We start from the raw sequence: 12,908 nt of genomic DNA on the forward strand, positions 1-12,908 counted from the left end.
TATTGCTAAATTTTAACATTCCTTAACCGCGAAATTGTAAACTTTGCTCATCTCTTAAGTAAAAGTAAAAAAACAGGAGCTGTTTAGCGTAAATGCTAGTCAGCCCCCAAGTTATCAATCTATTTAATTACTTCAAAACCTTAAAGCGGTCTTCATCATTCATGAATTCCTTCTCGCCGGCAGGCGCTTCGATTGAACCGAAGTCCATTTGAGCGCGGAGCTTCCAACTGTCAGGGATGCCAAATGCTTCTTTGACTTCGTCATCGATCAGCGGGTTGTAATGTTGCAGGTTGGCACCAATGCCGTTTTCAGCCAATGATGTCCAAACAGCAAATTGAGCGTTTCCTTGAGCTTGTTCTGCCCAGTCGGCAAAGTTATCAGCGTACAGAGCAAAGTCGTTTTCAAAACGGTGAACAACGTCCATGTCAGTGTAATACATTACAGTACCGAAAGCTGATTTGAAGGCGTTGATCTTTTCCAAAGTCTTTTGGTAAGCTTCTTCAGTAGGAACTTCTGACTTCAAGCGTTTGCCAACGATGTCCCAAAGCTTTTCGTGGTTGGCACCAAACAAGATTACGGCACGCGTTGTCTGGTTGTTAAATGGGGTAGGTGCCCACTTAATGTCCTTCTTGATTAAGTCAGCAATCTCGTCAGGAGTTTGGTTGATGTTCCGTCCTAATGCGTAGATTGAGCGGCGCTTCTTGGCAAGATCCAGTAATTGTTCTTTCATGTTTGAAAATTCCTCCAATAAGTATACTTACTTTTTATTAGTTAATATGTTATATCATACAGATCGGCAAAAGTGATGTCAATACATATTAACGTCAAAATGATTCTAACCTAAGATTAGCACATAATCATGGCAACAAACTTGATATTTGTCAATTTTAAAAAAACACCACAAGTAAATTCTACCTGAGGTGTAATGGACGATCATTATGCAGCAACCTGCTGATCATCGGTAATATTTAATTTGTTATCAGAACTTTGGCCGTCAACCTGGTTCAAGAAAGCTTGAATCCGAGTCATGTAATCTTTTACGGCGTTGTTAGCGGAAGCATGGCCACCAACGTTGCCATCCAGAATCCAAAGTTGCTTGAGGGTTGAGGCACTCAAGTTGTACATAGTTTCGGTCTCAGTATCTGGAATGAACGCATCATCGGCAGTTGCGATAAACATCGTTGGCAGCTTTGAGTTCTGCACAGCGGTGATGCCAGAAACGTCATCCAAACTAAATCCTTGGAATAACTTGTTGATATTGTTGAAGCCGTTCAAAAATTGGTCAAATGGGACCAGTGGAATGGTGCCATTCAAGTTCCAACCAATCTTGGAAGTGATGTTATTGAGACTGTTGGCAACGCCTGAATACAAACTGAAGAGTAGTGAGGGGATGGTTGAGAAACCGCAATCGGCAATCACTGCTTTCACAGATTTTGGCAAATTGGTTTGTGCAGCCGTCTCCAAGGCACTATCGGCACCCAGTGATTGGCCATATAAGACCACCTCACTGTTAGTACCATTCATGTCATCAATTTTGTTAATCCAGTTGATCCAGTCAGCCTTATCTTTGTCACCAAAGGTCAAAAATTCGCCATCACTGGAATTTTGTCCTCGAGTATATGGCATCAGAACGTTGTAGCCCATATCGTAGAATACTTTTGAAATGTAACCCATCCACTCGGGTTCGGTTGTCCAGCCTTGGCCATAAATAATGGTTTTGGTTGAACCTGGATGTGCGATGTAAGTGGCTGAGGCATTCCCGGTTCCATCAGCAAATGGGACTGACATTGTTTCTTTAACTACCTCATTATCATACCAGTTCTGCGCCTCAGTATAATAAGTCTTAGTGTACTCAGGATCGTACTTCTCATCCAAATCTGACCACATTTGATCGACGTCATAACGATCAGGTGACATTAATGTCCGAATTTTAGATAATAATGCGGCGCCTTGACGTGAAGCTGCAAATGGATAAACCACCCCGGCAGCGATTGTGCTGGTGATGCTGGTCAGAAAGTTAATGAACGGATTATCGCTCGATTGCTTCCAAGCCGGATTGTCAGCGTTGTTGGCATCGGGAATGGTGATCTGGTCATTCGCTGATGGTTGCGCAGCGTCTGTTGTGTCGGCTGAATCCGCAGTTGTGGTCTTGGGTTGTTGCTGATCAGCAGTAGTCGAAGAATCTTCAGAAGTAGTTTGATCGATCGACTGTTGTTGATTGCTATCGTTAGTGGCAACGTCTTCAGATGTTGTAGTTTGCTGTGACTCATCTGAAGCAGTAACTGTGTCTTCTGTATTACTTTGAGGTTGAGTCGTATCAACCGGCTGTGATGACTGATCAGTGTTGTTTGACGCTTTTGCTGAAGAGTCAGCGGTTTCAACTGAGCTGCTTTCAGCGTTTACACTAGTTGAGCGAGCAGTTGTCGAATTATTGGCAGGTTCATTGACAGTAGATGCTGCTGCGTCAGAAGACTCAGATTGAGCTTCTACAGCAGAATCTGATTGCTGACTTACTTGAGCTGAAGTTACTTGGCTGTCACTTGGTTCAGTTGTATCGGCATATGTAGTCATTTGAAAAGCAAGCATTCCAAGTGAAACAGCAAGCAGGCCAGTCAGTCTTGAAGCATATTTTGTTTTGCTCAATGTTATTTCCTCCTTTCTTCAAATATAAAACAAAGCAAATACTATTATAGTTGATTATTTATTACAGATACAGTATCAATTCAATTACAAACAGTTGACAAATGGAGACAAAAAAAGAACCAGCGATCGAAATCGCTGGTTCTTTCAAGTCTTAAACTAATAAATTAGTCTTCAACTGGTGTAACGTTAGCAGCTTGTGGTCCACGGTCGCTGTCTTCAACGTCAAGAGTAACTTTTTGGCCTTCGTCTAATGACTTGAAGCCGTCTTTGTTGATAGCTGAGAAGTGAACAAAAACGTCACCGTCGTCAGTAGTAATGAAGCCATAACCTTTATCAGCGTTGAACCATTTAACAGTACCTTGTTTCATAATATATGAAACCTCCTTGCGCTTTAAGCGCATAATTATATTTTAATGTATCAAGTTGCAGTGATTCCAAGGAGTTATTTCATAAAACTATAAAACAAATACCTTTGAAAATCGAACCCTTAAACACATTGACTATAATATACCAACATCCCCAGCCATTGTCAAATCAGATTACCATCATTTTGCGATTATGAAGCGACTGCTTGCTTGGCAGCAACTGGTTCAACCTTGATGGAATCCTTATCTACAACGACTTTGAAGTCTTTAACATCTGGGTTTTGCAGATAACTATTCGTTAATTTATCTGTAATTTCTTTTGTGATTACTCTGTGCATTGGACGAGCACCGAGTTCTTTGCTGTAACCCATATCGACTAACTTATTCTTGGCGTCATCGGTAACATCGAAGTGAATACCACGTGACTTGTCGACTAATTTGTTCAAATCGGTCAGCATCAAATCAAGAATCTTCAACAGATCAGGCTTAGTTAATGAATTGAATTGAATGATATCGTCAATTCGGTTCAAGAACTCGAGCTTGAAGTATGGCTTCAGTCTGTCAATGACACTTTGCTTGTCGTCGGCATCATTTTGGCCGGCATTACTGGTCATGATGATGACAGTGTTGCTAAAGTCGACGGTCCGTCCTTGAGCATCTGACAAACGACCATCATCAAGGATTTGCAGCAATAGGTTCAAAACATCTGGATGGGCTTTTTCAATTTCATCCAAAAGAATCAAGCTGTAAGGATGACGACGAACTTGTTCGGTCAAACGGCCGCCTTCTTCATAACCAACGTAACCAGGAGCAGAACCAATCAACTTGCTGGCACTAATCTTATCCATATATTCTGACATATCGTATCTGAACATAGCTTTAGTCGTACCAAACAATTCCTTAGCTAATGCTTTGGCAGTTTGTGTCTTACCAACTCCGGTAGGGCCGACAAACAGGAAACTGCCAATTGGCCGATTGCCTTCAGTGAAGCCAACCCGGCTACGACGAATGGCTGCTGAGATGGCATCCAATGCTTTGTTCTGGCCAATGACTTCTTTCTTTAAGTCTTTGTCCAAATTATTCAGCTGGTTGACTTCGTTCTTATTAACATCAGTGACAGGTACTCCGGTAATTCGTTCAACAACCGATTGGATGATGGCAGGGGTAACTTTTGGTGTTTCAACCTTGGTGCCGCTGTCAATGTTCTTAATCTGTTCTTGAACTTTATCCAGCTTGTCACGTAATTTGGCAGCTTGTTCGAAGTCTTCCTTCTTTGAAGCTTCCTTCTTGTCTTTTTCGAGCTGTTCAGCTTCCTGCTGCAGCGTGGACTTGTCTTTTGTAAGAGATGAGCCCATTGCAACTTTGGCACCGGCTTGGTCAATTAAGTCGATCGCCTTATCAGGATTCATTCGATCTTGAATGTAACGATTGCTTAATGTAACTGCAGCCTTCAAAGCATCAGCAGTGTATTGAACGTGGTGGAACTTCTCATACTTAGGAGCCAAGCCTTTGATAATTGTTAAAGTATCTTTTTCACTTGGTTCATTGACCATGATTGGTTGGAATCGACGGGCAAGTGCCTGGTCTTTTTCAATGTCACGGTATTCATTGCTAGTAGTCGCACCGATTAATTGAAAGTCGCCACGCGCCAACTTTGGCTTAAGAATGTTTCCGGCATCCATCTTGTCACCTTCACCGGTAGAGCCGGCACCAATGATTTGATGAATTTCATCAATAAACAGAATGACGTTTTTGTCTTTAGAAACATCATCGATTAACTTCTTCATTCGTTCTTCAAATTGACCACGGATGCCCGTTCCTTGAACCAGGGAAACGACATCAATTGAGATGATCTTCTTGTTGAGGAGCTTTTCAGAAACGTCGCCGGCAACAATCTTTTGTGCCAACCCTTCAACAACGGCAGTCTTACCAACACCGGCTTGACCGATTAAGACAGGGTTGTTCTTGGTTCGACGACTAAGAACTTCTTCCATTTGTTCAATTTCTTTATCTCGGCCAATGACTGGATCCAGCTTACCGTCTTTGGCCATTTGAGTTAAATCAGTTCCATATTCATCTAACAAAGTTTTCTTTTGTTGAGGTCTGCGTTCTTGGACTTGAATGGGTTGTTGATTTGATTGCTGACGACCGTTGGAATCCGACATCGCATTCCTGAAGAATGGATCGTTGAAAATGTCATCAAAACCGTTACTTCCAAAAATATCGTTATTCATAGGCAATACCCCCATATTCTAAATGATTTCCTTTTGATTTTAAAAAACGTTCCAGTGGGGCGAACATCCATTCCCCTCTCGAACAATTATATAATATCATATATTAGTAATGGGTTCAAGAATTTAGCCCAAATTTTTAGAATTAAGAATGCTTATTTGTAGGCGTTTAAACGAGTACTTAAAAATAATTTGAAATAAAATTAGCACTCCTATATCAGAAATGCTAACGCGGTTAGTAATGCGTATTGAATTATATCAATCCCAGCTAATCTGTAATCTCAAAAGTGAATTCAACAGTATCTTTCAAAGTGTCATGGACAGTACAGAGGTGGATGGTGTCTTCGATGAATTTCTGATTGCCTTCTTTATCGAGATTAGTCCGGCAGGTTAATTTGACGTGAATGCTTTGAACTCGAGATGATTTATCGGGGAAACGTTCGGTTTCACCGGTGACTTCAACCTCAAACTTTTCAATTTTCACGTGTGAACTCGGGCGGTGAACCAGTGACGCTGCGCTGGCTCCCAGACAGGCACCAACTGATCCAAGCAGGTACTGAACAGGATTGGGGCCAGCATCGGTGCCCCGAAATTTAGTGGGTTCGTCAGCGACAAATTGATGGACGCCCGCGGTGTTGATGGTTTGCGATCCGACATCCCGTAAAGTTGTGTGAACATTATAGATTGCCATAGTTAATAACTCCCTTTGATTATGATTTGGTTTACAATCTAAATATAGATTATTTTGAGACTAAACGAAACAGAAAGGTTTGCTAATTGTATGAAAACATTGATACTAATTTCCCATCCCAAATTTGAAGATTCAGGTACCCAACAATTTTTGAAAACCAGCTTCTATTCACTGGACGATGTTAAATACCAGGTGATTGATGAACTGTATGCTGATACTGGAAAGATTGATATCGATAAGGAACAAGCGGCATTAAAAGCCTTTGATCGGATTGTTTTTCAATTTCCGATGTATTGGTATTCATCACCAGCGAGTCTCAAGCAGTTCATGGACGATGTATTCACGCGGAACTATATAGTAGCGAACCGTTCGTTGAAGACTAAAGAATTGGGGATTGTTGTGACGTTAGGGGATGCCGAAGCTGATTTTCAGGCAGGTGGTCCCGAGGCCTTTACCATTTCAGAACTGCTGCGGCCATTCCAAGCATTTGCGCATAAGGCGGGGATGCAATATTTAAAACCGTTTGTGGTGGATCAATTTGGCTACATGGATCCGACACAGAAGCAACGGATGTTAATCGACTATTTGCAATATTTGAGTGCGGAAATGCCGTTGAACTTGGCGAACCGCGAGCAATGGCTGGTTGGACGTTTGCAGGCCACGAAGGAAGGCAAGTCGGACGAACAGCAACAAGCCATTGACTTGGTGATTAATTCAATCGAGGATCAACAGAATAATGTCGAAAGTTTAAAAGAAGACGTCAAAATGATTCGTGACCAGGAGGAGTAGCAGATGAGTGATACGACGGAGTGGCTGGCCAAACAGCTGACGGAATTGAAGAACGAAGATCAATCATTTATTAACAAGTCCATCTATCAGGCGGCCATCGAGTTGGCAAAGGAGCAGGATAAGCGCGCTCAGCAGTCACAAGATGAACTGGATGGGAGGATTTGGAGCCCGGACAAGTGGTAGGATGTCATAGTTGTCACATTTAGTTCATTTTTATGAATGCTTTAAAATTGTGAAGCCTAGAACTATGTTGTTCTCGATGGGGAACCAGGTCATGTGCAGCCAATGCTCACGACCTGGTTCCTCTTTTAAACTTTATAGAGTAAAAACTATTCACCAATTTATTTGCATACGGAGGTCAACGTACATTGCCATAATATGCAAAGAATACTATTATTAGAGATGTGTAAATACTGTCTTTTGTATGGGCAATAAATTTTCCTGGAGGGGATTTTATGAAAAAAAGAATGTTATTTGTTACACTTCTTGGATTGTCAACTACAGCAGTGGGGGTGATTGGACTTAGTGAAATTAACGCATCAAATACATATTTTGGAGACTCTATTGTATATGCTGATGCTAAGCAAACCGTTACGACTGATTATATCCAGCAGGATTTTCAAGCGATCCAGAATGCCATTCAGAATTCATCTGACGGTGTCAGGACCGACGAAAGATTGATCAATGCTTATACATCTGCTGTCAGCCACCCGTATACCGCTTATGATGAGCTTCATACGCATGGGTATGGGTATGAAGCGGATACCGATCAACTTGACACGGTATCAATTGCCGATGTTTTACATGATCTTGGTAAGTATGATGGGCTTCCATATTACATCAATCACGGTGGCGTTAAAGACAGTTTGGATGTTGCAAAGGAAGATCGAAATGGTGCTCAATACATTTATGATCGGTTTGTGGATCGGTTGTCACCTGCTGATAAACTAAGCGCCCAGACGGTTTGGAATCAAGTTCAAAAGGATAACACTTCTGATAGTATTGAAGACGATCTAGTTTCATTCTATCAGGCTATTAATGATGGGATAGTTCAATGGGGCGAAACCATTGCAATTAAGAGTGATGCAAAGCCTAATGCTTTATACACTATCAAAAATAATAAGAAATCTCGAAATCAATTTATTGCATTGTATATTCCTAATAACATGGTAAAAAAGGTCATCAAAAAGTCTTATCGAGAATTTAAACGCAACAAACGATTGATTATTAATGGCAATTATTCCAGCTATGTTTTGATGAATCTCTTTAATACTTACAACTCAGGAAACCCTGATACTGAATCCAGTGATAGTTCAGATGGGTTGTATCAGGCACAAAGCTTTGATGAAAATTATGTGGGTCGTTTTGGTGGTAAAACTACGTACAACCAAGGAGTAAAGTTCTTTAAGAAAGCCTACAAGTCTCACGGTAATTATGGTGTGGTTATCAAAGGATATTTTTATAACCATAGACGACCTACCATGCGATTGAAAAGTTGGGATGGTTATGTGACCTCCAATAATATTCAACTCAAATATCATCCAATTGCAGCGTATTAAATAATATTGAGGGGAGAAGTTAGATGCAAAAAAGGAAAATTGTACAGTCAATTAGTGTTGGATTGTTGTCTATGGCAATCGGGATAATTTATTCGGTCGGTAAAACAAACAGGCCTGTGCCTTTAACCCAAATAACAGCTTGGGCGGACAACCAAGTTATTACGAAGGATTATATAAATCAGGACTACCAAGCAATATTATCAGGAATTCAAAATTCATCTGACGCAATTAAAAGCAGCCAAGACATTGCAACCAGCTATACGTTCTTGACACACAGCTTGAATAACAATGACAAAAGTTTGGACGCTCATGTCGAGTATGAGGAAATGGCAAACTTGCTTCAGAGCATGGGCAGGGGGCAAATATATGATAATACCCCATACACAGGTTTGCGTGATCCAAGTGATGATACTAATTATGATAAGATTGCCGCAGATAAGCTTGCTGCAGCAACCAAAGAAGCTGAACAAGACCGTAATGGGGCGCAATTCATTTATGACCGATTATTTGACCGCTTAACGAGTGCAAACAAATCCGCTGTTCAAATAAATTGGGATCATGTTCAAAAAGATACTGATCCAAATGACATCGAAGAGGATTTAACAGCATTTTATAGCACCCTTGGAGACGGGCTTACAACATGGTCTAATGGTGTGACTGTCAAGAGTTTGGCACCTTCAACATCTGTTTACACAATTCCTAATTCGAAAAAGAAGTCCCACGAATATGTGGCCTTGTATATTCCAAAAAATAAGATTAAAGATGTTATTAGCAGGGCATATAAGTTGTTCAAAAAAGGCAGATACGAGGTTATTAAGAATAATCGATCTGCTTATGTTTTTGAAACATTGTTTGCCACGTATAATTTGGCAAGCGGTAGGCTCCAAAATGATAGGATTGATGGCGTTTCTTCTGCATGGAATTATGACAATAACTTTGTGAAATCCACCGGGGGGAAAACCACTTATAAGCAGGGAATTAGTTTCTTAAAAAGAGCATATCGTTACAGAGGATCACAAAATATTGTCATAAGTGGATATTATTTTAACCATAACCGAGCTACCTTACGTTTGAATAAATGGGATGGGTATTTGACGCCTGATGCCTTAAAGCTAAAGCGAAATGTATTTTATTATCGGAACTAGACTTTTTGCTAATTAATCATTAACAAGAACAGACAAATAACCATTATGGTATTCTTCTTATTATTAATTCTGTGAGGCTCATCTCTTCTTTGTTTGCATGCCGTGTCCAAGTGTCGACACGGCTTTTTTCATGCAATCAGTGATAAACTAGAACCGATATTTAAGTAAGGGGTGAATTAAATGAACATGGTGTTACTATTGACCATCATTTTAGCAGCCGTGGTGGTAGCCAACATATTGGCACGGCATATTACGTTTATTCCCTTGCCATTTTTCCTCATTCTAATGGGTGGCATTCTGGCTGCACTGCCTGTATATAGTGGCTTTGAATTGGATCCATCCACCTTTGCTTTGGCAATTATTGCCCCGATGCTGTTTAACGAAGCCCAGAATAGTTCACGATTCTGGATTGGCCGATCGATTACCAATATCTTGTCATTAGCGGTTGGGCTGGTGCTGGTTACCGTCTTGGTTGTCGGCTCTGGGCTCCACATGGCGATGACAATCTTGCCGCTGACACTATGCTTTGCATTGCTGGCGATTGTCACGCCAACCGATGCCTCTGCTGTTAATTCGATTTTTGAGGCCAACCCGATCGCTGAAGAACAGGCTGGTATTTTGCAGCATGAATCATTATTCAATGATGCAGCGGGGATTGTGCTGTTTGATTTGTCGTTGACCGCCTTTATTTCTGGAACTTTTTCATTGGAATTAGCTGTCGGGATGTTCTTGTGGGAATTTCTTGGTGGGCTGTTATTCGGAAGCTTGATCGGGGTCGCCATTGTGAGTGCCCGGTTATTCTTGATTCGATATAACGACGATACGCCGATTATCATGGTTTTGATCCAGCTGATGTCGCCATTCTTAGTCTATTTATTGGCTGAAAAATTAGCGTTTTCTGGTATCTTAGCCGTCGTCGCGGCAGGGCTGGTTCAAGGATCTGAGCGGGACAAATTACGATTAACGTCTTCGCGGATGCAGCTTGTAACCAGCAACGTTTGGGAAATTGTTTCTGGTGTCCTTTCTGGAACGGTGTTTGTTCTCTTAGGCCTGTCACTTCCGGAAGTCATTACTGCTTTACATCAATCACCAAACCCTGATCTGAATATCTTGAAATTGGTTCTGATTGGGATTGGCGTCTACTTCACCAAGGGAATTCTTCGCTTGGTTTGGAGCCGATACATGCTCAAACGGCGGGTTAAATCGAGCCATGAGTGGCGTGACAGCCTCGTCATGGCTCTTAGCGGCGCCAATGGTACCATTACACTCTCACTAGCATTCTCGATGCCTAACACCGTTAATGGGCAGCCGTTTGAGTTCCGTGGAATTATGATCTTCGTGGCGGCTGTGGTCATTTTAACCAGCTTGATTATGCCAACGGTCTTTGTTCCGCAGGTTTTGCCTAGTCAGGATCAAAAGCAGCCGCGGTATCGTTGGGTCAAACGGATGATCCAAGCGGCGATCAGTGATCTGCTAAAGGAAAAGGAGCATCCAGCTGAAGCTCAGATTGTGATTGACTCACTGCAGCAGCAGTTGGTCCTTGATAGCACACCCAATCTGCATTTGCGCCGGGAATTGATGAGTGAAAGCCACCAAGTTGAACTCAAAGCCGTTCGGCAGATGTTTGATGAAGGTAAGATTAGCCAAGATGAATTAACGTACTATACGAGATTTTTAAACTTAAGCAATTTTTCTGCTGATGAAAAAACTTGGAAAAATGTGTTGCTGCGGATCAGATTCAGCCTGCATGTTGGCAGATTATATAAGGATTTGAACCGTGCCCAGGAAGCCTTTTTAACCGCGCCGGTCGTTTTGGAAGAGGTATACTGGCGTGAGCAATTTGAAAAGCATGGCGAAAATATTTTGCCGATTGAGCAGGCCGGATTTGACGCCGTTATGGATTTTTTGAAGACCAAGCAAAATGATAATGGTGTTGAAACCAACATGGTTAAGCGATTCTATCGAACCCGACACCGAAGAATTAATGGTAAGGATGTCGACATGAACGTGGTTTACCAAATGTTCATGAGGGCTTTTCATAGTGAGTACGAACTGATTCAGGAATCGCTTGAGACCGGTAAGATCGATTCGGCGCTAGCGGAAAAACTCCAGTCACGAATTTCAACAGATGAGATGACTTATTTGCAGAATATGGAGTTGTTCAGAGACTAGTGTGCAGTGTGTAGCGATCAGGGTCGTCGCCAAGTAGGCTAGGCAGGCTTTCAGCCGGCCGTCGGAGCACGATTCGGCTGGGTAGACAAAGACCGTAATGGATTATCTTGCACTGAGTAGGTCCACAAATTAGTTCCACAAACTAATATCACTACCTCACAAATCAACAAAAAATACCACTGATTTCCCACAACGAGAGATCAGTGGCATTTTTCATAAGAAAGTTCTTTACTTCAAGTACACTCAAAGAACTAGAATTAAGGTATGAGTGATTAAATATCATATAAAAAGAGGATAAGTCATGAAATATCGAAACTTGGGCAAACAGGGTATCAAAGTCAGTGAACTCGCTTTAGGCAGTTGGATGACCGATGTGAGTGATGCTTCAAAGCAGGATTTGGCAGATCAAAGTTTGAAATTAGCATTCAGCAAAGGCATTAATTTCTTTGATTGTGCTGATGCTTACAGTGGTGGTGCAGCTGAGCGATTCCTGGGTAAGGCACTCAAAGAATTTTCCCGCAAAGAAATCGTTCTTTCAAGTAAGGTCTACTTTCCGACAGGCGACGGTATCAATGACCGCGGTCTTTCTCGGAAACACATTATGGAGTCGATCGATCAGTCATTGACCAATCTGCAGACTGACTATTTGGATCTCTATTTCTGCCACCGTTTTGATGCCAATACACCATTGGAAGAAACTTTAACGGCACTGAGTGATTTGGTCGACCAAGGCAAGATTCTTTACTATGGTGTGAGTGAATGGCGTCCGGTCCAAATCTTGGAAGCCCAACTGGTTATTCAGAAGCTGGGACTTCATCCAATGTCAGTTGTTCAGCCGCAGTACAACATGTTTGACCGATACATTGAGCATGAGCTAATCGATGTATGTGGTAAATTCGGCTTGGGTATCGTGCCATTTTCACCACTTTCCCAAGGCTTATTAACTGGAAAATATCGGAAGGGTCAAAAGATTCCTGCCGGATCACGGGCAACTTACCAGGATCAAATCCAGGCATTGTTAACTGAGGAGAATTTGGACAAGGTCGAAGAATTGATCAAAATGGCATCAGAATTGAACACAGATTTGGCAACCTTCGCTTTGGCATGGGCCATGCGCAATCCTCGTATCAGCAGTTTGATCACTGGTGCCAGTAAGCCTAGTCAACTGGAGAACAATTTGAAGGCAATCGATTTGGAGATTCCTGAAGAATACTTTGGTCGGATTGATAAGCTGTTTGGATTTAAGAAATTTGAAAGACACATTGGATAATAAAACAAGCTGAGCACAAAAATTTACTTTTGCACTCAGCTCG

General features: G+C 41.7%; 11 protein-coding genes. 6 read left to right on the plus strand and 5 right to left on the minus strand.

The annotated features are described in order from the left end of the window. Positions 1-127 precede the first annotated feature (127 nt). The 5 genes from FD05_RS02295 to FD05_RS02315 form a co-directional block, all read right to left on the minus strand. A complete protein-coding gene (locus tag FD05_RS02295) occupies positions 128-730 on the minus strand; it encodes a nitroreductase family protein (protein ID WP_020281301.1) in 603 nt (200 codons plus the stop codon). Between the two features lie 206 nt (positions 731-936). Next, positions 937-2,643, minus strand: a complete 1,707-nt coding sequence (locus FD05_RS02300; RefSeq protein WP_020281300.1) for a hydrolase — start codon at positions 2,641-2,643, stop codon at positions 937-939. 164 nt (positions 2,644-2,807) lie between these two features. Then, the gene (locus FD05_RS02305) at positions 2,808-3,011 is read right to left on the minus strand and encodes a cold-shock protein (protein WP_020281299.1); all 204 of its coding nucleotides are present in this window, start codon (positions 3,009-3,011) and stop codon (positions 2,808-2,810) included. Between the two features lie 188 nt (positions 3,012-3,199). Further along, positions 3,200-5,242, minus strand: a complete 2,043-nt coding sequence (locus tag FD05_RS02310) for an ATP-dependent Clp protease ATP-binding subunit (protein ID WP_020281298.1) — start codon at positions 5,240-5,242, stop codon at positions 3,200-3,202. A gap of 265 nt (positions 5,243-5,507) precedes the next feature. Beyond that, a complete protein-coding gene (locus FD05_RS02315) occupies positions 5,508-5,930 on the minus strand; it encodes an OsmC family protein (protein WP_020281297.1) in 423 nt (140 codons plus the stop codon). 90 nt (positions 5,931-6,020) lie between these two features. Here FD05_RS02315 and FD05_RS02320 point away from each other — a divergent pair, with 90 nt between their 5' ends. From FD05_RS02320 to FD05_RS02345, 6 genes are all read left to right on the plus strand, one after another. Next, positions 6,021-6,719 (plus strand): NAD(P)H-dependent oxidoreductase, encoded by a 699-nt coding sequence (locus tag FD05_RS02320; RefSeq protein WP_020281296.1) that lies wholly within the window; start codon positions 6,021-6,023, stop codon positions 6,717-6,719. A 3-nt stretch (positions 6,720-6,722) separates the two neighbouring features. Further along, positions 6,723-6,902 carry a hypothetical protein gene (locus tag FD05_RS02325; protein ID WP_020281295.1) on the plus strand — a complete coding sequence of 60 codons (180 nt, stop codon included), beginning with the start codon at positions 6,723-6,725 and terminating at the stop codon, positions 6,900-6,902. Positions 6,903-7,174: 272 nt separating this feature from the next. Continuing rightward, the gene (locus FD05_RS02330) at positions 7,175-8,278 is read left to right on the plus strand and encodes a hypothetical protein (protein ID WP_020281294.1); all 1,104 of its coding nucleotides are present in this window, start codon (positions 7,175-7,177) and stop codon (positions 8,276-8,278) included. Positions 8,279-8,301: 23 nt separating this feature from the next. Then, positions 8,302-9,423, plus strand: coding sequence for a hypothetical protein (locus FD05_RS02335; RefSeq protein WP_020281293.1), 1,122 nt, complete (start codon positions 8,302-8,304; stop codon positions 9,421-9,423). A gap of 180 nt (positions 9,424-9,603) precedes the next feature. Next, positions 9,604-11,595, plus strand: a complete 1,992-nt coding sequence (locus FD05_RS02340; RefSeq protein WP_039932923.1) for a cation:proton antiporter — start codon at positions 9,604-9,606, stop codon at positions 11,593-11,595. Between the two features lie 301 nt (positions 11,596-11,896). Then, positions 11,897-12,865 (plus strand): aldo/keto reductase family protein, encoded by a 969-nt coding sequence (locus FD05_RS02345; protein WP_020281290.1) that lies wholly within the window; start codon positions 11,897-11,899, stop codon positions 12,863-12,865. Positions 12,866-12,908: the final 43 nt, after the last annotated feature.

The organism is Lentilactobacillus otakiensis DSM 19908 = JCM 15040 (genome assembly GCF_001434145.1).
GTDB classification, from domain to species: domain Bacteria; phylum Bacillota; class Bacilli; order Lactobacillales; family Lactobacillaceae; genus Lentilactobacillus; species Lentilactobacillus otakiensis.

Coding starts and splice junctions, on each gene's coding strand:
- FD05_RS02295 (WP_020281301.1), bottom strand. CDS start 730: ATGAAAGAACAATTACTGGATCTTGCCAAGAAGCGCCGCTCAATCTAC.
- FD05_RS02320 (WP_020281296.1), top strand. CDS start 6,021: ATGAAAACATTGATACTAATTTCCCATCCCAAATTTGAAGATTCAGGT.
- FD05_RS02305 (WP_020281299.1), bottom strand. CDS start 3,011: ATGAAACAAGGTACTGTTAAATGGTTCAACGCTGATAAAGGTTATGGC.
- FD05_RS02345 (WP_020281290.1), top strand. CDS start 11,897: ATGAAATATCGAAACTTGGGCAAACAGGGTATCAAAGTCAGTGAACTC.
- FD05_RS02310 (WP_020281298.1), bottom strand. CDS start 5,242: ATGAATAACGATATTTTTGGAAGTAACGGTTTTGATGACATTTTCAAC.
- FD05_RS02335 (WP_020281293.1), top strand. CDS start 8,302: ATGCAAAAAAGGAAAATTGTACAGTCAATTAGTGTTGGATTGTTGTCT.
- FD05_RS02315 (WP_020281297.1), bottom strand. CDS start 5,930: ATGGCAATCTATAATGTTCACACAACTTTACGGGATGTCGGATCGCAA.
- FD05_RS02340 (WP_039932923.1), top strand. CDS start 9,604: ATGAACATGGTGTTACTATTGACCATCATTTTAGCAGCCGTGGTGGTA.
- FD05_RS02325 (WP_020281295.1), top strand. CDS start 6,723: ATGAGTGATACGACGGAGTGGCTGGCCAAACAGCTGACGGAATTGAAG.
- FD05_RS02330 (WP_020281294.1), top strand. CDS start 7,175: ATGAAAAAAAGAATGTTATTTGTTACACTTCTTGGATTGTCAACTACA.